17 protein-coding genes are annotated in these 21,819 nt (G+C 38.7%); 16 read left to right on the top strand and 1 reads right to left on the bottom strand.

The genetic code is table 11. The features are described 5' to 3' along the window. Positions 1 to 2: 2 nt before the first annotated feature. On the bottom strand, positions 3 to 1,583 hold the full coding sequence (locus ABD880_RS08335; RefSeq protein WP_345164561.1) for an NAD(P)/FAD-dependent oxidoreductase: 1,581 nt from the start codon (positions 1,581 to 1,583) through the stop codon (positions 3 to 5). A gap of 340 nt (positions 1,584 to 1,923) precedes the next feature. Between ABD880_RS08335 and ABD880_RS08330 the strand changes: the two genes are divergently transcribed. The 16 genes from ABD880_RS08330 to ABD880_RS08255 all read left to right on the top strand — a co-directional run bounded on the left by ABD880_RS08330 (position 1,924) and on the right by ABD880_RS08255 (position 21,742). Further along, entirely contained in the window at positions 1,924 to 2,337 is a 414-nt protein-coding gene (locus tag ABD880_RS08330; protein ID WP_345164558.1) for a sugar 3,4-ketoisomerase, read from the top strand. Then, positions 2,328 to 3,263 carry a GNAT family N-acetyltransferase gene (locus ABD880_RS08325; RefSeq protein WP_345164557.1) on the top strand — a complete coding sequence of 312 codons (936 nt, stop codon included), beginning with the start codon at positions 2,328 to 2,330 and terminating at the stop codon, positions 3,261 to 3,263. The genes ABD880_RS08330 and ABD880_RS08325 overlap by 10 nt, the downstream gene beginning before the upstream one ends. Before the next feature lie 41 nt (positions 3,264 to 3,304). After that, positions 3,305 to 4,231: a glycosyltransferase family 2 protein gene (locus ABD880_RS08320; RefSeq protein WP_345164555.1), complete on the top strand. Its 927-nt coding sequence runs from the start codon at positions 3,305 to 3,307 to the stop codon at positions 4,229 to 4,231. A gap of 47 nt (positions 4,232 to 4,278) precedes the next feature. Then, positions 4,279 to 6,093: a hypothetical protein gene (locus ABD880_RS08315; RefSeq protein ID WP_345164553.1), complete on the top strand. Its 1,815-nt coding sequence runs from the start codon at positions 4,279 to 4,281 to the stop codon at positions 6,091 to 6,093. 453 nt (positions 6,094 to 6,546) lie between these two features. Beyond that, positions 6,547 to 8,454, top strand: coding sequence for an asparagine synthase (glutamine-hydrolyzing) (gene asnB, locus ABD880_RS08310; RefSeq protein WP_345164551.1), 1,908 nt, complete (start codon positions 6,547 to 6,549; stop codon positions 8,452 to 8,454). 55 nt (positions 8,455 to 8,509) lie between these two features. Beyond that, positions 8,510 to 9,856: a UDP-glucose dehydrogenase family protein gene (locus tag ABD880_RS08305; protein ID WP_345164549.1), complete on the top strand. Its 1,347-nt coding sequence runs from the start codon at positions 8,510 to 8,512 to the stop codon at positions 9,854 to 9,856. A 2-nt stretch (positions 9,857 to 9,858) separates the two neighbouring features. Then, positions 9,859 to 10,815: a UDP-glucuronic acid decarboxylase family protein gene (locus tag ABD880_RS08300; RefSeq protein WP_345164547.1), complete on the top strand. Its 957-nt coding sequence runs from the start codon at positions 9,859 to 9,861 to the stop codon at positions 10,813 to 10,815. Positions 10,816 to 11,037: 222 nt separating this feature from the next. After that, on the top strand, positions 11,038 to 12,225 hold the full coding sequence (locus ABD880_RS08295) for a glycosyltransferase family 4 protein (protein ID WP_345164545.1): 1,188 nt from the start codon (positions 11,038 to 11,040) through the stop codon (positions 12,223 to 12,225). Then, positions 12,206 to 13,483: a polysaccharide pyruvyl transferase family protein gene (locus ABD880_RS08290; RefSeq protein ID WP_345164544.1), complete on the top strand. Its 1,278-nt coding sequence runs from the start codon at positions 12,206 to 12,208 to the stop codon at positions 13,481 to 13,483. Before ABD880_RS08295 ends, ABD880_RS08290 begins: the two co-directional genes overlap by 20 nt. A gap of 20 nt (positions 13,484 to 13,503) precedes the next feature. Beyond that, positions 13,504 to 14,955: an MOP flippase family protein gene (locus ABD880_RS08285; RefSeq protein WP_345164542.1), complete on the top strand. Its 1,452-nt coding sequence runs from the start codon at positions 13,504 to 13,506 to the stop codon at positions 14,953 to 14,955. 182 nt (positions 14,956 to 15,137) lie between these two features. Then, positions 15,138 to 16,202, top strand: coding sequence for a glycosyltransferase family 2 protein (locus ABD880_RS08280; RefSeq protein WP_345164540.1), 1,065 nt, complete (start codon positions 15,138 to 15,140; stop codon positions 16,200 to 16,202). Next, on the top strand, positions 16,202 to 17,245 hold the full coding sequence (locus ABD880_RS08275) for a glycosyltransferase family 2 protein (protein WP_345164538.1): 1,044 nt from the start codon (positions 16,202 to 16,204) through the stop codon (positions 17,243 to 17,245). Before ABD880_RS08280 ends, ABD880_RS08275 begins: the two co-directional genes overlap by 1 nt. Before the next feature lie 70 nt (positions 17,246 to 17,315). After that, positions 17,316 to 18,143, top strand: coding sequence for a glycosyltransferase family 2 protein (locus tag ABD880_RS08270; protein ID WP_345164536.1), 828 nt, complete (start codon positions 17,316 to 17,318; stop codon positions 18,141 to 18,143). Between the two features lie 46 nt (positions 18,144 to 18,189). Continuing rightward, positions 18,190 to 19,149 (top strand): NAD-dependent epimerase/dehydratase family protein, encoded by a 960-nt coding sequence (locus tag ABD880_RS08265; protein ID WP_345164534.1) that lies wholly within the window; start codon positions 18,190 to 18,192, stop codon positions 19,147 to 19,149. A gap of 3 nt (positions 19,150 to 19,152) precedes the next feature. Continuing rightward, complete coding sequence (locus tag ABD880_RS08260; protein ID WP_345164532.1) at positions 19,153 to 20,403, top strand: glycosyltransferase; 1,251 nt, start codon at positions 19,153 to 19,155, stop codon at positions 20,401 to 20,403. Between the two features lie 79 nt (positions 20,404 to 20,482). Then, a complete protein-coding gene (locus tag ABD880_RS08255; RefSeq protein WP_345164530.1) occupies positions 20,483 to 21,742 on the top strand; it encodes an acyltransferase family protein in 1,260 nt (419 codons plus the stop codon). Positions 21,743 to 21,819: the final 77 nt, after the last annotated feature.

Below are 21,819 nucleotides of genomic sequence, written 5' to 3'. Positions count from 1 at the left end.
GATTATTTTTCTGAGGAGCCTTCATGGTACTCCTGTTCCGTGTTCACTTCCCAAAGGTTAGACTTGTCTGTGCGGCCGCTGGCAATGTTCTCAACGGCAAGCATGGCAGTAAGCATAGAATGGTCTTGGTTGTTGTATTTGTGCATACCGTTTCTGCCCACTAGAAACAAGTTCTCAATGCCGTCCAAAAAGGCCTGTACTTTCGGGAACTGGCTATAGGACCCAAAATAAGCAGGGTATGCCTTGGGCATTTTAAAGACGGTGCTATCTAGGACCTGATCCGCAGAGATGATGCCTAGTTTGTCCAGTTCAGCAATGGCTAGTTGCTTTAATTCTGGCTCGGTCATGTGCCAGAGGGCGTCCTCTCCCTGGCAGAAATATTCTACGCCCAACCAGACGGTGTCTGGATTTTGTACCAGGAACGGGCTCCAGTTGTTGAAGATTTGTAAACGTCCGGCCAGTACGTCTGGCTCTTGTATGTAAATCCAGTTGTCATGGATAAGCGGATCTTCCCCTTCCTGGATGGCCAGTTTGTGCAATAGAATGCCTACGGTCAAAAAATTTCTATAGGGAAGGTGTTCGCTTATGTCGCGTACTTCTTGCGGAGCGGCCTCGCCCAGGGCCATTACCAAATCCCGGATGGGCATGGTAGAGATGACATATTCCGGCGAGGTAGTGTAATCCTGCTTTGTCTCAGAGTTGTGAATGGTGACGGAGGTGATTCTGTTGCCCACCAATTCCATACCCACCACCTTTTGGTGTAAGTGAACTTCGCCGCCTTGTTCTTTCACCTTTCTTGTTACCACTTCCCATAAATGCCCGGGACCCAGCTTTGGGTACAGGAACTGTTCAATGAGGGATGTTTGGGTTTTCTTCTGAGTGAAGTCTCCTTTGGGCGTGAAGAATTGCTGACGCAGAAAGTGTTTGACGGCCTCTGTGATGGACAGAGCTTTGATGCGCTGGGCACCCCATTCGGCGCTTATCTGTTGGCAAGGCACGCCCCAGACTTTCTCTGTATAGGACTTGAAAAAGGTCTTGTACAGGTGCTTGCCAAACCGATTGATGAAAAAGTCCTCCAGGTTGCGCTCTTTCTTCAAGGGAAGCACCACCTGTTTAAAGTAACTGAACCCTGCTTTGGCAGACCACACCCAGCCTAAGTGAGACAAGGTGGAGAGCGAAAAGGAGAGGGGATAGTTGAAGAATTGCCTTCTGAAGAAGATACGCGATTTACGTTGCCGTAACAGCATCACATCCTGCGGGGCTTCGCCGGACGTAGATTTTACTATTGGTATTTCTCTGGACTTTCCCTGGTAAGAAAGCTCGCCAACGGTTTGTCCGGGTTCTAGGTACAAGGGCAGAATAGAAAGCCACCAATCCATGACCCGGTCAGATTTTGAGAAAAACCTATGCCCGCCAATGTCCATGCGGTTGCCTTTGTACTCAATGGTGGCAGAGATGCCGCCCACCCGCTCCGTTGCTTCTACCACCACTGGATGCACCGACGTATGCTGAAGGAATTCAAACGCAGCCGTAAGCCCGGCAGGGCCAGCCCCTATGATCAAGGCTGTGGGTTGTAAGGACATAAATTAAAGAGAAGTCAACTCAAAGATAATCAGTTTGGGCGTAACCTCTAGTTTTTGGGGGACCGAGCTTTGTAAACACTGCCTAGGTAGGCAAAGAGCCAGCACCATGTTCTGTCAGAAAGGGGCCTCTTTCCTTTTTAGCGAAGCTGCCTCCCAAACCTATAGTGCTTTTAGGTTTCTTCACTGGAAAGAGAACCTTCGTTTTTGGCTTGTTTCCGGTAAAACAGACCAAAAATGGAGTATAGCCTTATTAGTATGCAATGAACATGATTTTGTACCTTGCTCATTGATGGTTGTCAGGAAAAATTCTAGCTGGTTGTGGTGCGAAGCATATAAAAAAATGGAAGACAGAGAAAGGAAGCCATACCTTATTGAATTCCCGGTGATAGGTGAGCCAAGTGTTGGTTTTATCTCTATTGCCGAGACAGCTGGCGTTCTTCCTTTTGATTGCAAACGAGTATTCTGGACCTATAACACCCCAGAGAGCATATTGCGCGGCAGGCACGCTCATTATGCCACAGAGCAGGTCATAATTGCCGTATCCGGCCGAATTTTGGTGACCACTGAGTTATCTAGCAGCGAAGTGCAAGTATTTGTGCTGGAGACTCCCTGTCAAGGGCTATACGTGCCACCCAATGTGTGGCATACCATGCAATACTCATCTCAGGCCGTTCAATTGGTGTTGGCTTCCACCCCGTTTGAGGAAGCAGACTATATAAGGGACTACGCAACGTTCAAGCAAGTATGGGGATAGAAGCACTGGCGCAGGCCAGAATAGAGCAACTTGGCTTTTACAGCCCTTATAGCTTTTTGCGGGAATTGAGTCTGGCAGAGCAGTACCAGTTCTTTGTAAGGCCAAAGATGGAAACTTTCATCACAGGGTCTGGTGATCACCAGACCCTTGCCTTTACCCTTGAAGGAACTGAGTTCATATTCCTGTATGAGTACCTTGCTTGGGATAGCGCCTTTTTCAATAGGGACTGTTTTAAGCTATTTACAGTACTTTATCACCCTTGCTCATCCTCCGTGCTCATACAGGCTGTTCACCAATTCAAGGTCTTCTTGTGGCAGCGGGAAAAGGTGTATTGCTTTGTTGAACTACCCTCTGAGGATGTTTTTCTGATGCAGTGCTTGACGGCCGCCGGTCTTAGGTTGATTGAAACTCGCCTTCATTACTACAGCCAAGACTTGAAGAATTTTACTGGAGAGCGTTATCCAGTGAGGCAAGCTACCATCTTGGATAAGGAAGCTTTAGCCCAACTGGCTGCCCAGCAAAGAAACCCGTTTGATAGAACGCACGCAGATACTGCTTTTACTACCCAAGAGGCAGATGCCTATTTGGCCAGATATGCTCAGGAAGCTTTAAATGGGTTTTGTGCAGGTGTGCTGGTGCCTAGAGAGGAGCCCGTGCCAAATGCTTTTTTAGCCTACTCTACATATCAGGAAGCGTTACCCACAAAGCCTTTGAACCGGTATCATGTGGCCTTGGCCGCGGTGGGGCTTGGATACAAAGGAGGATTGTTTAAATTAGTAAGTGAGCTGGTGCATATAGCGAAAGCAGACCCATCTGCCGTGGTGACCTATACCACTCAATCCACTAATAGGGCCGCCATTAAGACCTGTGAAAAATTAGGGTTCGGGTTTGCGAGAGCCACCCACATTCTCTCTTTCAGTACTTAACGGTTTTACTATGTATCTTTAGGATGCTATAATCTTTTTCAATGCCATTACTATCCGTTATTGTTCCCTGTTACTTTAATGAGGAAAATATTCCTGGCACGTTTCTGCGCCTTTTGCAGAATGAATCCCTTTTTCCGGAAGAGGTAACAATAGAGTACGTTTTTGTGGACGATGGCTCTAAGGATAACACCTTGCAGACTTTGCTACAGTTGAAGCAGCAACACCCGCAGAAAGTAAAGGTAGTCAAACTGGCTTCCAACGTGGGCTCTTACAACGCCATCATAGCCGGAATGGAGTATGCCGCAGGGGACTGTTACGTCATTATCTCAGCTGACTTACAGGACCCACCTGAGCTGATGGTAAGGATGTATGACTATTGGAAAAACGGGGTCAAGCTGATCATTGGACATAGAGAGGGCAGGGAAGATCCAGCGTTGGAACGCGTCTTTTCTAGGATGTTTCATAAGATTATGCAAAAAATAGCCTTCAAAACCCTGCCTGACGGGGGCTTTGACTATGTTCTTTTTGACCGCCGCATCCGGGAAGAAGTTCTCAAAATTAAAGACCCTAACAGCAATGTCCTGTATTTGATGGCGTGGCTGGGCTTTGATTATGTCACCATTCCCTACAAAAGAGAGAAGCGCGAAATTGGGACGTCCAAATGGACCTTAAGTAAAAAGATAAAGCTGTTTCTGGACTCAGTGCTGGCATTTTCGTTTTATCCCATCAGGGCCATCTCGGTGACAGGTCTGGTACTAGGTATCATTGCATTTCTATATGGCCTTTTTGTCTTGTTTGCCAAAGCTACGGGTCGGGTAGACGTTGAAGGTTGGACGGCTTTGATGGTAGTTTTGCTGTTTGTCTCTTCCTTTCAGATGATTGCCTTAGGCGTGATTGGGGAGTACGTGTGGCGGGCCTTGGACGCTTCTAGAAACAGGCCTTTGTACATTGTAGATAGCGTACACTAACATCTTGCTTGTCTTTTGTTTTAATCTGATGTTGTCCTAGCGACTGTATGATGTATTCTATTCTTCTGATAGGAGTAATTCTGGCCTTAGCTTTTTTTTTGATAGGGTCTTTGTTCATAGACCCTCGGCTTACAAGGCACGCTGGTTTTTTGCAAAATGTTATCAACCTCTGGCTTGGCATTCTTTTAGCCGTCTCCCTTCACGCAATTGTAAAAACCTCCTTAGTGACCATTATGGTCTTACTATTGCTGGTTCTTGTATTTTTCAGGAAGAAATTCACCTTTGAAAACGCTCGACAGCAGATTAGTAGAATACGCTTCATGGTGGTGCTGGTGGGCACCTATGTCTTAGTCTTCTTTGTTCAAGTCAACTTTCAGCTGGATGTATTTCAACATCCGCTGGAATATCTCAAACATATTCACGCAGATGACGGAGAGCGGTACATCTACAGCCATATAGTAAGCTTATTGTATTATGAGGGAGTGGAGAGTGTTAGCCTGGAAGCGCTCCTGAAGGGATTTACAGGGGTGTCGCTTTATCATTTCCCAGAGTTCTGGTTGGCCAGCCTCTTTAAGACGGTATATAATGCCAACAGTGATTTGGTGCTTTTCTATTTTGTGTTTCCTCTGCTAAAAACACTGTGCGTGTTAACCGTCTATTCCCTTTACGCTGACCATCTGGATACATACAAGAGGAAGTTGCTTGGCGTTTTCATTGTCTTTGGTTTTTTGGTGCTGGGGTTAAAATGGATTTTCCCGCCACTTGCTGTCGCAGATCTGCGGGGTATTGTCTTATTGCCTTTTCTTATCCTGATTGCCAAGCTCCTGTATAATAAAAAATACGATGCGGCTTGTGCGTTCTTGTTTATAGCCGGAATTGAAAATGTTCTGTTTCTGCCTGCCTTGGGCTTATTTTTGGTTCTTTTCTTTGACAAAATAGAAAAACGAACACTCTATTTGTTTGTAGTTTATCTAGTGGCCTATCCGCTATTTTTCTTTCTCTTTAAAGAAAAAGTGACAGACAAGTACATGACCTTGAGCCTGCAGGAGACGTTCCAAACCCTTATGGGTGATGCTCCCGCTAGAAGGCTGTATAGAATACTCTTATTGGCCTTTTTGTCTTATCCGTTTAAGGTATTACTCTCCTTTCTTCTGGTCAATAATTACTCTGCTCTCCTTAAAAGAGTATGGGCCCGAGACTTGGGATACTGGCTGCTTCTTTGTTTTTTAGTGTACCACGTGCTTTTTGGAGTGTTTCAAAACCTCTCAGTTGACGCTTACCAATTCATGAGTGTTGGCTTGAATCTGGCGGGTGTAGCCTTCTTTTTCCTGTTATCCCGCTTCATAGATAAGGGTAACTACATGATTTGTTTGGTAATTATGCTGTTGGTTACAGATTTTAGGTATCCCTTTGCGGCTATTGCATCAGATAGATCTTATGACACAAGCCTTGAAGAAAAGTTAAGCAAGTTGGGAGAGGGAAGGGCAGTGAGAGGGATCTTTGTGGATGAGAACACACCATTAAAAGATCAATTCTTCTTGTTCTTCTATCCAACGCATGTCACAGAGTATGCCCGAGCTAATGATTATAGGACGTACTTGTATGTGTATGATGTGTCTGGGTTAAGAAATTCTCTGGCTATAATAGACCCTGGGCCACAGAAGATTGTTTCCAGAGTGATTCAGCCCATATTCCCGCTAGAGAAGGGAATTATGGAAAATATCCGACAACATTCCATCTCTGTGGTCTGGATAAGCAAGGACTCTAAGTACTTAAGTGAATTTAAGGACTACCAGCCAATCCATGCGTTGGGAAACTTTCTGGTGTATTCTTTCCCTTCCAAAAAAGCAGTACAAGTTTGAGGTAAATAAAAAATGGTAAGGCAGGACGTTTTTGGCCTCGTTTCTGTAAAATGAGCCAAAAAAGGTCTGGGTAGTCTATTTTACTCAATTGGGTGCAAAGCAGGACAAGAGTTATAACTTTTGGTTTTCCAGCTTCCATTCACAAGGCAAATTTAAGCTTCCCTCCAAAAGAAGGTGAATCGAGTGGACGCAAAGTTATTTAAACCTACTAGGCAAGTCCTTTGGAATTTCCTAGAGTTCTGGTGAGCGTTTGCAGAGATATAGTAAAAATCTAATCAATCAGCATCTGTCACTTCCCTTCTTCATTAGACGTGGTATAATTGTAATAGATTGAATTAAAGTATGTTTAGTTGGTGTTAACCAAGTCGCCAAACGGAATGGCTTCTGACCTAGAATGGTGATAAAACCGCTGGCCAAAACCATTTCAGTTATTAATCGTAACTTTGCGGCAATATGTGCGGAATATCAGGAATCTATGCTTTTACCGAAGAGGGCCGCAAAGCCATCGGACGTTTACCCCATACAACAGATGCCCTTCAACAGCGCGGACCAGATTCTCAAGGTCATTTTATCCATGAGAATGTAGGTTTAGGGCACCGGAGACTCTCAATCATTGACGTAAGCGATGTAGCCTGTCAGCCTATGGTAGACGAGGCGGAACGCTATACTATTGTCTTTAACGGAGAGATCTTCAACTTCCAAGAGCTGCGTCAACAGTTAATCGCTCAGGGGTATTCTTTCTTCTCGCAGTCTGACACTGAGGTTCTTCTTAAGCTGTACATCCAGCAAGGGCCAGAGTTTTTGAAGAAACTGAACGGCTTTTTTGCTTTTGCCATTTATGACAAAGAAGAAGAGACTCTGTTTGTAGCCCGTGACCGCATGGGCGTAAAGCCATTGCTTATGTTCCAAGATGAGGATAAGTTGGTGTTTGCCTCAGAAATGAAGTCTATTCTGGAGTTTGGTATTCCGCGCAAGCTGGATTACGTGTCTTTGTATGAATACTTGCAGCTGAACTATATTCCGGCACCGGCCTCCATTTTCAAAGGCGTCAAGAAACTAATGCCCGGCCATTATATGCGCGTTGGCAGAAAAGGCAAGACTGAGATAAAGCGCTGGTATAAAATACCATACGACGAGGAGAAGGCCAACAACAATCCGCTTTCTTATGAGGCGCAGCAGAAAAAGCTGGTAGACCTTATGGATGGCGCCGTGCAACGCCGTATGATCTCTGATGTGCCCCTAGGAGCGTTTTTGAGCGGTGGTATTGACTCTTCGGTGATAGTGGCCTTGGCCTCACGGCACACCCAACATTTAAATACTTTCTCAATTGGGTACAAAGATGAACCCTTCTTTGACGAAACTAAGTATGCAAAGTTGGTGGCGGACAAATACAAGACCAACCACACCGTCTTTTCCCTTACCAACAATGATTTGTATGAGCACCTTTTTAGGGCGCTTGATTATATAGATGAACCTTTCGCTGATTCTTCTGCCCTGGCAGTTAATATATTAAGTCATCATACGCGTCAGAATGTGACGGTGGCTTTGTCTGGCGATGGCGCAGATGAGCTTTTTGCTGGCTACAACAAACACATGGCCGAATATAAGGTGCGCCAGGGTGGTTTTGTAGCGGAGACAGTAGCAGCATTGTTGCCGTTGTGGGAGATGATGCCAAAATCACGCAGTTCTGCATTAGGTAATAAAGTGCGCCAGTTCCAGCGCTTCGGTGAAGGGATGAATTTGTCTGCCAAAGACCGATACTGGCGGTGGGCTTCCTTTGCCACCGAAGATGATGCAAAGTCCTTATTAAGCGGTAAAGTTAAACGTACACTGTCTAAGGATGTATACAAGAAGCGCCGCCAAAAGATCTTGAGCCACCTTTCACAGAAAGGGGATATCAATGAGGTGCTGTTGACAGACATGAACCTGGTACTGCCCAATGACATGTTGACCAAGGTGGATCTTATGTCCATGGCCAATAGCTTAGAGGTGCGCACTCCGTTTTTGGATTACAAGGTCGTTAACTTTGCCTTCTCCATTCCACAGTCCTCTAAGATAGATGGGGGCATGAAGAAGAAGATTGTGCAGGACGCCTTCAGAGGTATGTTGCCACCAGAACTGTATAAAAGGCCTAAGCACGGTTTTGAAGTGCCGCTTTTGAAGTGGTTCCAAAACGAGCTTAGGCCTATGATTGTAGATGACCTGCTCTCAGATGCATTTATTGAGAGCCAGAGCATCTTCAACTTGAAAGAGATTCAAAGATTAAAGGCGCAACTATTCTCTAGCAACCCTGGCGATATCCATGCTCGCATCTGGGCATTGGTGGTCTTCCAGTATTGGTGGAAGAAGTGGATGTCTTAACTGTTTCAAAGTTATTGAAGTAACTATTCACATTCAGATATAAAAATTTGTACAAATGAAAATAGCTGTAGTAGGCACGGGCTATGTAGGCCTTGTAACAGGAACTTGCTTCGCAGAGGTAGGTATTGAAGTAACTTGTATTGATATAGATAAAAAGAAGATAGAGAACTTGAAGCAAGGAATTCTTCCTATTTATGAACCAGGATTGGAGAAAATGGTGCTTCGGAATGTAGAAAAAGATAGACTTCATTTCTCAACAGATTTAGCTTCAGCTATTCAAGAGTGCAATGCTGCTTTTATAGCAGTAGGTACGCCTCCTGGCGAGGACGGAAGTGCTGATTTGAAGTATGTGATTGGGGTAGCCCGCGAGATTGGTCGTAGCATGAATGACTATCTAGTGGTAGTAACCAAAAGTACAGTTCCTGTAGGGACAGCCAAGAAAGTGAAGCAGGCTGTTCAAGAAGAATTAGATACTCGTGGATCTGACTTACTATTTGATGTAGCCTCTAATCCAGAGTTTTTGAAAGAGGGAGCAGCCATAGATGATTTTTTAAAACCCGATAGAATCGTAGTTGGGATTGAATCTGAGAAGGCTGAAGAGTTAATGCGCAAATTATATAAGCCATTCCTTTTAAATGGGCACCCCATCATTTTTATGGATGTGCCTAGTGCAGAGATGACCAAATATGCTGCGAACTCTATGTTAGCCACCAAAATTAGCTTCATGAATGATATAGCAAATCTTTGTGAAATCATGGGTGCTGATGTGAACATGGTACGTCGGGGTATAGGTAGTGACAGTCGCATTGGTAATAAGTTTATCTACCCAGGCATTGGTTATGGTGGATCCTGCTTTCCTAAAGATGTGAAAGCATTGATTAAAACCGCTGTAGATCATGGATATGAGATGCAAATTCTGAAGTCAGTAGAGTCTGTGAATGAGAACCAGAAAGAAGTTCTTTTTAATAAAGTTAAGAACCATTTCAAAGGTGATTTAGCTGGTAAAACCTTTGCTTTGTGGGGGCTTTCTTTTAAGCCTAAAACCGATGACATGAGAGAGGCGCCTTCCTTGGTGATTATAAATAAATTATTGGAAGCAGGTTGTAAGGTAAAGGCCTACGATCCTGTTGCTATTAAAGAGGCTCATCATTTGATTGGTGACAAGATTAAGTATGCTAAAGATGCGTATGAGGCTGTTATTGACGTAGATGCTTTACTTGTCATTACAGAATGGCCTGAATTTAGAGCTCCAAACTTTGAGGTGATTTCACGTTTAATCAAAAACAAAGTAATATTTGACGGTCGAAACATATATGAGGCCAAGGAACTGCAAGAGCTAGGCTTTGCTTATTATGGAATTGGGGTTCAGCAGGTACAGCCGGTAACAGAGATGACCAATTAAACATGGCAATAGCGAGAAAGAGAGTCTTAATTACAGGTGGGGCAGGATTTCTAGGTTCGCATTTATGTGATCGTTTCATCATGGAAGGGTACCATGTTATTGTCATGGATAATCTCATTACGGGTGATCTGAAAAATATTGAACATTTATTCAAATCAGAGCAATTTGAGTTTTATCATCATGATGTCTCGAAGTTTGTGCATGTGCCAGGTCATCTAGATTATATCTTGCATTTTGCCTCTCCGGCTTCTCCTATAGATTACTTAAAAATCCCTATTCAGACATTGAAAGTTGGATCATTAGGCACCCATAATCTTCTAGGGCTAGCCATGGCCAAAGGAGCACGTATTTTAATAGCTTCTACTTCTGAAGTGTACGGTGATCCTGAGGTGCATCCACAGTCAGAGGATTATTGGGGCAATGTAAATCCCGTAGGCCCTCGTGGCTGCTATGATGAAGCCAAACGGTTTCAAGAAGCCATGACCATGGCCTACCATATGCATCATGGTTTAGAGACTAGGATAGTGCGCATCTTTAATACATATGGTTCACGAATGCGCCTAAATGATGGCAGGGTTTTGCCAGCCTTTATGAGCCAAGCCTTAAAAGGTGAAGAATTATCAATCTTTGGAGATGGTTCACAAACAAGATCGTTTTGTTATGTTGATGATCTTGTTGAAGGTATTTATAGGTTGCTCTTAAGCGATTATCACTTGCCTATAAATCTTGGGAACCCTTCTGAAATAACTATCAGAGAATTTGCAGAAGAGATTTGCGCACTTACAGGAGTTAAGCTAAGATTAGGTTATCAGCCATTGCCAATTGATGACCCCCAGAAGCGTCAACCAGATATTACTAAAGCAAAAGAAATTTTGAATTGGGAACCAAAAGTGGGAAGGGGTGAAGGATTAGCAAAGACAGTGAGTTATTTTCAACAATTACTTGTGGAAAAGATATAGATTAAAAAATAAAATAGAGAACGTTAGGCTAGCATTATTTAGCTGATTTAGTATTTTGACTTTATTATATACTGTATATAAAATTGAAAATTATAATAACAGTATAATGCTTATAATTGATGTAGTTAATAAAAAAGTGATAATTGATGAATGAGTTTTTGTAATTTAATTGTTTAATAGGTTTTAAATAATTTTTTTATTCACATAAATAGTTTACTGTAAATGAAAGTATTGCATTTTTGTCATAGTTTTTCCCCATTGTCAGAGACATTTATTTACGATTTAATATTGCAATTAGATGATGTTGGAATAAAAAATATGATTTGTGCAAAAAAACGAGAAAATGATATAGAACGACCTTACAGTGATGTTTCAATTGTTGCTCAAAATGACTCAATTAATAATTTCTCAAAAGTATACAATAAGTTAAAAACTCTTTTTGTAACTGATGCAGGGAAAATAAATTGGTTAAAGAGGGAAAGGGATGCAGTAAGAAATAATTGTTCCTTTCAGAGTGTTGACGTGGTTCATGCTCATTTTGGCCCACAAGGTTGTATAATACATCCGGTTGTTGAAGAATATAATATACCTTTAGTTGTGTCTTTTCATGGCTTTGATGCTTTCGTTTTACCAAATGATATGTTTTGGGTTAATCAGTTAAGAATTCTTTTTGAAAAAGCTACAGTAATTACTGTAGTTTCAAATATGATGAAAGAGCATCTTGTGAAAATTGGTTGTTTGCCAGAGAAAATTCACATTATTCACGTTGGAAAAAAAGTTGAGAATTATGATTTTTCTCTGCCTCTTGATAAGAAAATTAGGAAATTTATATCAGTAGGTCGAATGGTTGAAAAGAAGGGGCACTTTGATGTTGTACAAGCTTTTCATCTTCTATTAAAGAACTATCCTGATTTGTGTTTAGAGATTGTGGGAGACGGCCCAATGCTTTATGATATTCAAAGGTATATTGAAGAAAATGATTTAAGTAATAATATCCATATTCTTGGTGCTGTTTCCCACAAAGAAACAGTTGTTTATATGAAAAAGTCAGATGCATTTATTTTGTGTAGTAAAATTGCATCAAACGGTGATAGAGAAGGAATTCCAACTGTGATCATGGAAGCCCAAGCGTTAGGATTGCCATGTGTAGTAACAAATCATTCGGGAATACCTGAAGTGGTGCCTTTAGAAAACAAGTGGCTAATGGCTAAAGAGGGGGATATAAGTTCAATTGCAAGAACTGTAGATGCTCTCATAAGTGCTCCGTCTTCTACAATCAGAGAAACTGTAGTTTGTGCAAGGAGAAAAGTGGAGTCTGATTTTAATTTGCGAATAGAAGTAAACAAGTTGATAGCTGTTTATAACAAGATAAGTAAAAATAGTAGAGCTAATGAAGGTTATTATTTCTAATGTTGTTTCATTAAATGGCGGAGACTTTGCTATTTTAGATGCAATGATTAAAGTGTTAAGAAAAGCATATGGTGCTGATCTAGATATTGTAGTTTATGACAACAATGCAGAAATAGCTAAAAACTATTACCCTGGTATTAACTACAGGGAATTAGTATATTTAAAATATATAGTAAAAAAGAGTGGTAGAATTGGTTCTCGATTAGCGAAAATTTATAATAATTTACTTTTAAAGAGGTTGCTTTCTTCTGCTAAACTACTTTCTGTAGGGAGTAAGGTGTTAGCTTATAGCTTGTTAAGTAAAAGAGAGAGAGAGGATTTAATTATTTATAATTCTGCAGATTTAGTGATTTCAACTGGAGGGACAATCTTAGTAGAAAACTATGATTTGACACCAAGGTTTTTTGATTATGATCTGACATTGGCGCTTAAAAAACCATTAGTTTTTTTTACACAATCTTTGGGCCCTTTTAATAGTGATGAGAATATAAAGAATGTTAAAAGAATATTTAACCAATCACAACTCATTCTTCTAAGAGATGAAGCTTCTTTTGATAATTTAAAAAGTATTGGAGTAAATATGGAGAATGCACATGTTTGTGCAGATGTTGTTTTTGCAGTTGCAGATTCAGAAATAATAGAAAATGCTAAGCACAAAAGTTTTAGAACTCCTTTCCGTATTATAATCTCAGTAAGAGATTGGCCGTATTTCAAGTTTAAAGGAGTTGAAGAGGGTACCGTTGACTACTACAGTTCAATTGCAGCACTATGCGAATATGTGGTGCAAGAACTAGATGGTGAGGTAGTGTTTATCTCAACATGTCAAGGTATACAAGAGTATTGGTATGATGATTCTTTAGTAGCTGAAAAAATATTTTCCTTATTGCCTGAAAAAGTAAAGACTAAAGTCATAGTTGATAGGAGCTTTAATAAACCAGAGAAGTTAAAGGAAGTTATGCAAAGTGCTGATATTGCAATTTCAACTAGAATGCATTCAGCAATCCAAGCCTTATCAGTGGGGATTCCTGTTCTGCCTATTGCATATGAGTTTAAAACGAAAGAGTTGTTTAAGAAGCTTATTGATGAGGAATTCATACTTGATATTGAATCTTTAGAGCCAAAAAGTACAGTAATGATATTTGAAAAATTTATTTCTTATTTAAAGCTTAATAGGGCAGACCTTTTCCAAAAAGTAGAAAAAGAAAGAATCTCATCATTGGAACCAATTAGATATCTAATTGGAGAGCTAGAAAGATAATTATTATAGTGGATAACCCTTTGATTTCAAGCCCTAACTCTAAAATCCTTAATGGACTTAAATGGAGTACTATTACGCAAGTTGCAGTTCAACTAATTCTTTTTGTGTTAGGAATTGTGTTGGCGAGACTGTTAAGCCCACTTGATTACGGATTGATTGGAATGGTATTGGTTTTTACTGGCTTTGCCTCAATTTTTGTTGATATGGGGCTTGGTTCTGCCTTGATCCAGAAAAAGGAAATAGAGCCTAGACATATAAATACCGTTTTTTTTGTGAATTTGGGAGTAAGCATATTCTTAGCTACAATAATGTTGCTTGGAGCAAATTATATTTCATTATTTTATAATGAAGTTAAATTAAAACCAATAGCACAGGTGTTGTCTTTAAATTTCATCTTAACCTCTCTAAGCTCCGTCCAAAGGTCCCTTCTATCAAAGTCACTTGATTTTAAGAAGATATCAAAAGTTGATATTTCTACAAGTATACTTTCAGGCGTAATATGTATCATATTAGCATACATGGGTTTTGGAGTTTGGAGCCTAGTATTGAACTATATAATTTCAAGTGCTTTAAGTGCGATTTTTGTTTGGATAATATCTCCTTGGAAGCCTGTTCCACAATTTGATAAATTAGCATTCAAAGAATTGTTTGGATATAGTAGTAACCTCTTAGGATTTGGTATTCTAAACTATTGGGTAAGAAATTTAGATAATTTGCTTGTTGGTAAGTTTATAGGTACAAGCGCATTAGGAGTCTATTCAAGGGCTTACACTTTAATGCTTTTACCTATTACCCAAATTACTGCAGTTATAACGAAAGTTATGTTTCCAGCACTTTCGGCTATACAAGACGATGTATCCAAAGTAAGAAGTATTTATATAAGATCAATTACAATAATAGCATTTGTTACATTTCCGATGATGATCGGACTTCTAATAGTGGCTGACTCTTTTATTCTTTCTATTTATGGGGATAAGTGGGTAAATGTTGTACCGATACTTCAGGTACTTTGTGTTGTAGGGCTAGTTCAATCAATTACGACTACAGTAGGGTGGATTTTTAATTCTCAGGGCAAAACTAAGGTTCAACTTAGGTGGGCATTATTTACAAGCACCTTTAGATGTATTTCTTTTTTCGTTGGAATCCAATGGGGTGTGATGGGGGTAGCAATGGCTTATATGTTAGGAACGCTTATGCTTTCTGTGCCTTCTCTTTTTTTAGCAGGAAGAATTATAAAATTACAACTAAGGGATATTTTTGATTCGCTTTTACCTACAACATTAATTTCTGTAGTGATGGGTTTAGGGGTGTATGGCGTCAAACTAATGCTTATTAACTTTAATCTTAGCCCGATTATTGTATTATTATTGCTTATTGTGACTGGAGTTACTATTTATATATTCCTTTCTTTTCTTTTTAAAATAAAACCCTTGATTGAGGTGAATATGATTTTTACCAAGATGAGAGGATGATTTATTTTGCTTATAAGCAATATCTTACTGATGAAAAATGTTGTTTATATTAGCTGAAACTTTGGAAAGAATTTCTCTTATAGCTTTTAATTAGCTTAAATTGATTGAACCAGTTCTTTAAATATTTTCTTTAGTCTAGATGGTACTATTATGGGCAATGATAATAATAGTTTTAAATATAAATGGAAAGTGATAACCCGCTTGTTTCAGTTGTTATTCCTTCTTTTAATAGGGAGGAATTCATCAATGATACAATTCTTTCTTTGCAACAACAGTCTTACTTTAATTGGGAGGCAATAATTGTAGATGATTGTTCTACAGATAACACCGAGCAAGTAGTTAGTGCTTTTATAAGAGGTGAGCCCAGGGCTCGATTTTTGAAAAGAAACCGGATTCCTAAGGGAGCACCTACTTGTCGAAATATAGGTTGGATAGAGTCAAAGGGGGATTATGTTATATTTTTAGATTCGGATGATCTTTTGGCTCCTTACTGTTTAGAGCAGAGGGTGAAATTCTTGCGCGATAATCCTGACTTGGACTTCGCAGTTTTTCCAATGCTAGTTTTTAAAGAAACACCAGGAGATTCCAATATATTTTGGAACATTCAAACAGACAAAGACGATTTGCACAGGTTTTTAGACTTTGATGCCCCTTGGCAAACATCATGCCCAATTTGGAAAATCGAAGCCTTGCGGGCGATTAGTGGTTGGGATGAAGAAGCCCTTACCTGGCAGGATTGGGAAATCCATATTAAAGCGCTAGTAAATCAATTGAAATATAAGAAGTCAAATTCTCTTCCAGACTGTTTTCTTAGGAGAGATGAAAAGGAAGGCCGTATAAGTAGTGGGGATAATGCTGATTCCCGCTTTATGTCTAGGATAAAGACTTTCAATAAAACCTATTTGATTGTAAAGGAGAAACAGCTTTTAGATGATAAGATGAAGGCGCTGTTCGCTAAACTGTATTTTACAAATGCAGAGAAAGCGGCACTTTTGGGAAAGTCTTCTGTTGTATATTCTTTCGTTGAGGCTATTCAGGAAAGGAATCTTTCAATGGGACTTATGATTACTTATGTAAAATTATTATTGGCAATAAGTAAATCTAAAATACCTTTTGCCCTTTCCATTGCTTATAAAACCTTGCGGACCATATTGCCAATATCTCTAACCCAAATTCAATCAAATTTATTTAAACATGAGTTGAAGCCTGAAGAGCAAAAGCGGGTTCTAGCACTTTTGAAAGATTAATGGAATTTAAAAAAGGAGTAAGCGTAGTAATCTGTTGTTATAATAGTGCAGCTAAGATTTCGCCAACACTTGCGCATCTTGCTGTCCAGAAAACAGATAACCTCTTTTGGGAGATTGTAGTAGTTAATAATGCATCCAAGGATAATACAAAAGAAGTAGCTTTATGTGAGTGGAATCGTTTAAATTCAGCAGTAGAATTCAATATAGTTGATCAGGATATTCCAGGATTAAGTGCTGCTCGCGATAAAGGTATCGCAGAATCAAAGTATGAGTATATACTTTTCTGTGACGACGATAATTGGTTGCAAGAAGATTTTTTGCAAAGATCTTATCATCTTATGGAGGAGTATCCTGCTGTTGGTATTTTAGGTGGCCAATCAGAGGCTGCCGCTGATATTCCTATTCCAGAGTGGTTCTCTAAAAAATCGCTAGTATTTGCTGTGGGTAAGCAGGGAGTACATTCTGGGCAATTAAAGGGTGTAGATCAAAATCTATATGGGGCTTGTATGATGGTCAGAAGGTCTGGCTTGCGGTTGCTGGATATCTGTGGCTTTAGCTTTCTGAATAGTGGACGTTTTGGGGATAAATTAACTGGGGGCGAAGATATTGAGTTAGGTAAAGCGTTTAAATTGGCTAATTACCAGCTTTATTATGATGAATCTCTTAGATTTAAGCACTACATGCCTGCTGACCGTGTAAACTGGCCCTACTTTTTGAGACTAGGGAGAGGAAGTGCTAGTTCTGGAATTCCAGTATTTGTTTATGACTTGTTCTTGAAAAATGGCTCACTGACTAAAAGTGAATTTAAATCGGCTTATTGGAAATATGTAATTATAGTTGGTTTAAAAATTGTTAAAAGACCTTTTGCTCTGTATAAATATCTGAAGGGGTCAGCTAAGGAAGGGGATTTATCATATTTTGAAATGATGAGGTTAGTAGAAACTCTGAATGTGTTTAAATCAAAGTACTCCTTTGCGGAATATTGTTTCGATCAAATAAAAAAATTTAAGGAAAATATAAAGAGGGTTACGGCAATTGTTTAAACTCGTTACGGCTAAATAAATTTAGCCCTACATTGTCATCTGCCAATCTGTTGGCATAAGTACTTAGAAAATGACTGTTTATTCTGCTTTAGTATCTATTATAATGCCGGCATACAATGCTGGTGCCTATGTGAGGGAGGCAATTCAATCCGTGATAAATCAAACGTACTCTAATTGGGAACTTATTGTTATAAATGACGGAAGCCTTGATTTAACAGAGAAAGTAGTTCTTAATTTTAAGGATAGCAGAATAAAATACTTATATCAAGATAATGCTGGAGTGTCCTCAGCTAGAAATAAAGGTCTGTCTCTCATGCAAGGATATTTTTTCTGCTTTCTTGATGCTGATGATATACTCCCGGAGAAAAGCCTTGCAAGTAGATTAAATGTGTTTGCACACGATGCTTCTCTTAGCTTTGTTGACGGCCGAGTGCTAGTCATGGATGTGGAGTTGAAGAACGTAAAACGGGACTATCTACCCATTTTTAAAGGAAATCCTTTCTCAAAGCTTGTAGGAATTAGTGGTGATTGCTTCTTGGGGAATACATGGATGATTAAACGGCAGCTAAATTACGTGTATCAATTCCGAAAAGGACTTACTCACGGAGAAGACAGGCTTTTTTTTATTGAAATTGCAGATCAAGGGAATTATTCTTTTACAGATGACGTGATTCTACTATACAGGACTGGACATGTTTCGGCCATGAAGAACCTGAAAGGTTTGGAATCAGGTTATATGAACCTGTATCGTATTATTAAACATGAATTTCCATCAGTAAATCTTCTAGATTTATTGTATTTAAAATATAAGATTACCCGCATAATGGTACTTTCTTATTTAAGTAACCGTGATTACATACCTGCAATTAAAGCATTTATGAGGCTATGTTGGTTATAGGCGCATAAGGTTTTTTAATTAAGCGTAAAATTTCAAAAAGGTTCAAATGGCTAAGATATTGGTTACCGGTGCAGCCGGTTTTATTGGTTCTAATCTGGTAGAAAAACTGCTGGATTTAAATAATGAAGTAGTTGGGATAGACAATTTTGATTCTTTTTATTCACGGCTTATAAAACAAGAAAATCTTCAAGTGGCACTAGAGAACCCTAGTTTTTCTTTTCACGAATTTGATTTAGGAGAAGTAGGGCGCATGGAAGCCATTACTGAACCTATAGATATAGTAGTGCATTTGGCTGGCAAAGCTGGTGTAAGGCCTTCCATTGATGATCCTAACGGATATATTAAAGCCAATATTTCGGCCACTAATAATATATTGGAATGGATGCATAAGCGGAATATGAAAAAGCTGGTATTTGCTTCTTCTTCTTCTGTATATGGCAATAACAAAAAAGTGCCATTTGAAGAAACAGATGCAGTAGATAATCCTATCTCACCCTACGCTTTTACTAAAAAGGCTTGTGAACTATTGAATCATGTGTATCACAGCTTATATAAAATTGATATCATCAATCTTCGGTTCTTTACTGTTTACGGCCCGCGGCAGCGCCCCGACCTTGCAATCCACAAGTTTGTGAAGTTGATAGACAACAACATTCCAATAACTGTGTTTGGAGATGGAAGTACTGCTAGAGACTATACTTATGTGGAAGACACTGTCTCTGGAATTTTGAATTCCATTGAATTCATCTCAAGAAATACAGAGATATTTGAAGTAATAAATTTAGGGAATAGTACTCCTGTTAAATTATTAGATTTAATAAATCATTTATACACTATAATGGGTAAAGAGCCACAAATTGAACACTTACCCATGCAGCCAGGTGATGTTGACATTACTTATGCCAGCATAGAGCAAGCCTCCAAATTAATTAATTACAATCCACAAACTCCTATAGAAACTGGTCTTAGAAAGTTTTTGGATTGGTACAGAAACCATAAGCAATAGAGCATGAGGAACTTTGATAGAATAAAGGTTTTGTACTTATCTCTAGATGGTATGACCGACCCTCTGGGGCAGTCACAGGTAATTGCTTACCTAAAGCGGATAAGTACTAAAAACGTGGAGTATGATATAGTCAGTTTCGAGAAGCCAGAAGTATATAAAGGGCGAAAAGCTAGAATTGAACAGGAGCTAGCAGGAACTTCCATTACCTGGCACCCCTTAGAATATTCAAATAAATATTCTTTCTTATCCACCTACTTTCTGTTACAGGAGGGCTGGAAGAAGGTAGAGCAATTACATAAATTTAAAAAATTTGATATAGTGCATTGCAGGGCTCAATTAGTGGCTACCCTAGGTTACAAATTGAAGACTAAGTATGGGGTTAAGTTTATTTTTGACATGCGAGGTTGGTGGACAGATGAAAAGTTTGAAAGCGGTGCAAGGAGTGGTGCTATCTACAAACCCTTGTACAAATACCTTAAAAGCCAAGAGCAAAAATTCTTTAGTACAGCAGATAAAGTCGTTTCCCTTACCCATATAGGAAAAGATGAAATTGTGAAGCATGGCTGGGCAAAAGAAAACAAAATTGGTGTTATACCTACATGCGTAGACTTTGACACCTTTCAACCATATACGGCACATCAAAGGAAAATTATTAGAGTTGAATTAGGTATACCTGCAGACGCCTTTGTTTTGATCTACAGTGGGTCACTAGGTGGTGCTTATAATATCAAAGATATCTTTAAAATTTACGAAGCGCTGCTCCAACATATACCGCAGGCATACCTTCTTTTGTTGGCCAAAACTGTTCAAGGAAATGTGAAGGCTGAAATTGAAGCGTTTAATAGCACAGCACAACAAAAAGTAATAGTTACTTCTGCTGAGTATAAAGATGTTCATAAATATTTAGTGGCCTCTGACCTAGGAGTAATCTTATATGAAATTAAATATTCTGTTATAGGGAGGAGCCCCACAAAATTAGGAGAATACTGGGCCAGCGGAATTCCTGTGATTTCGCCTGCGGGTATTGGTGACGTGGATTATATTATTAATAGATTTCTAGGTTCAGGATCTCTAATAAAGGACCTTTCAAATGAAGAATCTATAAAGGATGCTCTTCAAGAAATTGTATATAATAGGGTAGGCAAAGAAGCATTAAGGAAATACGCCCTTGAATACTATGACATTGATAATGGAGTTCAGTTTTATGAAGCGCTTTATAGAGGTTTAATAAAAAATAATAGATTAAGTTCATAGGCATTTTTAATTTTAGAATAGTAAAAGTGTAAAATATAAATCGCAATAAGATTTATTGGTTTTTAATAATATAAATATTGTGAATAGAAATTTGACAATTTCATGTGTTCAAGATAAAAAGTTTAAAAAAGATTTGGAAGCATTGAGGGGGTTAGTAGCTATTATTGTTGTAGTCCACCATGTCTTCGTTTATGATTTTTATCTTGATCCTTACTTTTCACCGGAGAGGATCTTATTTATGGATACTCTGGGTCATTTTGCAGTTTTAATCTTTTTTGTCCTTTCAGGATATGTGATTGGTTTGAGCAGCGAAAGACTTATTAAATGGGAACTAATTAAACTATACTTGCGAAAAAGGTTTATTAGATTATATCCAATTTATCTCATCAGTCTTTGTTTTGCATTAATTGTTTCTAATAAGACTTATGGTTTGGTTACTATAATTCATAATGTGTTATTTACTCAAGTTTGGTTTGACAAAATTATTTGGGAGAATAATCCATTATGGTCTTTACATTATGAAGTGATTTTTTATATAATTTTTATTCCAATTTCACTTTTTAACATTAAACCAGTATTGGTTTTTTTTATTACGATAATAGTTTCTTTTTTGTCCTTTTTCTATGTTGATTATATTGGTTTCCCAGCCTTAACCTCATATAGCGTTGGATTTACTTTTTGGTCTGCTGGATTCTTATTATCATTTTATAGTAAAGGCCAAAAAATAGATATCAAGTATACTAAATTAATTTGTAGTATTTTCTTGTTAATTAGTTTGAGTTATTTTAATGTTATGACGACTATTTGGAATAAAATTGAATTATTTTCTTTTGGATACCAATTACGACATCATAATGTTTATTGGCCAAAAATAATGAATAAACTTGTCGACTTTTCTTATTTGCCATATGCGATATTGATATTAAGTTGGTATATTGGATTTAGCTTAAAATTTAAAAAAATAATAGAGTATTTTTTGCTGTTTTTGCCATCATTAACTTTTTTATATCTATATAGGAATCAGCATTTAATATCATATTTTGTTATTCCTGGTTTTTTGTATATTGTAAGTATTTTATTTTACTTCAATAGGTCTGCATGGGTTGAGAAGGTGTCGGAGATGATTATAAATAAATCGGTTTTGTTGGGAGGTATTTCTTATGGTATATATATACTTCATTTTCCTTTATTGGTCCTGTTTAGTAGAATAGAATTGTTTAGTGGGACAGTGTATTCGTATATAGGGAGATTTGTTTTTTTTGTAATTACAATTCTATTCATTAGTTATTTGGCAGAAAAAAAGATACAGCCTTATGTTGTCAGGTATTTTAAGAATTAGCTGTTTGCTGATTTTAAAAAAAATTAACGATTAATTGCCAATTTTAACTAACTTATTTTTAATTAATTAGAAAATAT

Origin of the sequence: Nibribacter koreensis (assembly GCF_039541795.1) — a bacterium.
GTDB classification, from domain to species: domain Bacteria; phylum Bacteroidota; class Bacteroidia; order Cytophagales; family Hymenobacteraceae; genus Nibribacter; species Nibribacter koreensis.
This window is presented reverse-complemented; position numbering and strand designations above follow the sequence as displayed.

Coding starts and splice junctions, on each gene's coding strand:
- ABD880_RS08335 (WP_345164561.1), bottom strand. CDS start 1,583: ATGTCCTTACAACCCACAGCCTTGATCATAGGGGCTGGCCCTGCCGGG.
- ABD880_RS08330 (WP_345164558.1), top strand. CDS start 1,924: ATGGAAGACAGAGAAAGGAAGCCATACCTTATTGAATTCCCGGTGATA.
- ABD880_RS08325 (WP_345164557.1), top strand. CDS start 2,328: ATGGGGATAGAAGCACTGGCGCAGGCCAGAATAGAGCAACTTGGCTTT.
- ABD880_RS08320 (WP_345164555.1), top strand. CDS start 3,305: ATGCCATTACTATCCGTTATTGTTCCCTGTTACTTTAATGAGGAAAAT.
- ABD880_RS08315 (WP_345164553.1), top strand. CDS start 4,279: ATGATGTATTCTATTCTTCTGATAGGAGTAATTCTGGCCTTAGCTTTT.
- asnB (WP_345164551.1), top strand. CDS start 6,547: ATGTGCGGAATATCAGGAATCTATGCTTTTACCGAAGAGGGCCGCAAA.
- ABD880_RS08305 (WP_345164549.1), top strand. CDS start 8,510: ATGAAAATAGCTGTAGTAGGCACGGGCTATGTAGGCCTTGTAACAGGA.
- ABD880_RS08300 (WP_345164547.1), top strand. CDS start 9,859: ATGGCAATAGCGAGAAAGAGAGTCTTAATTACAGGTGGGGCAGGATTT.
- ABD880_RS08295 (WP_345164545.1), top strand. CDS start 11,038: ATGAAAGTATTGCATTTTTGTCATAGTTTTTCCCCATTGTCAGAGACA.
- ABD880_RS08290 (WP_345164544.1), top strand. CDS start 12,206: ATGAAGGTTATTATTTCTAATGTTGTTTCATTAAATGGCGGAGACTTT.
- ABD880_RS08280 (WP_345164540.1), top strand. CDS start 15,138: ATGGAAAGTGATAACCCGCTTGTTTCAGTTGTTATTCCTTCTTTTAAT.
- ABD880_RS08275 (WP_345164538.1), top strand. CDS start 16,202: ATGGAATTTAAAAAAGGAGTAAGCGTAGTAATCTGTTGTTATAATAGT.
- ABD880_RS08270 (WP_345164536.1), top strand. CDS start 17,316: ATGACTGTTTATTCTGCTTTAGTATCTATTATAATGCCGGCATACAAT.
- ABD880_RS08265 (WP_345164534.1), top strand. CDS start 18,190: ATGGCTAAGATATTGGTTACCGGTGCAGCCGGTTTTATTGGTTCTAAT.
- ABD880_RS08260 (WP_345164532.1), top strand. CDS start 19,153: ATGAGGAACTTTGATAGAATAAAGGTTTTGTACTTATCTCTAGATGGT.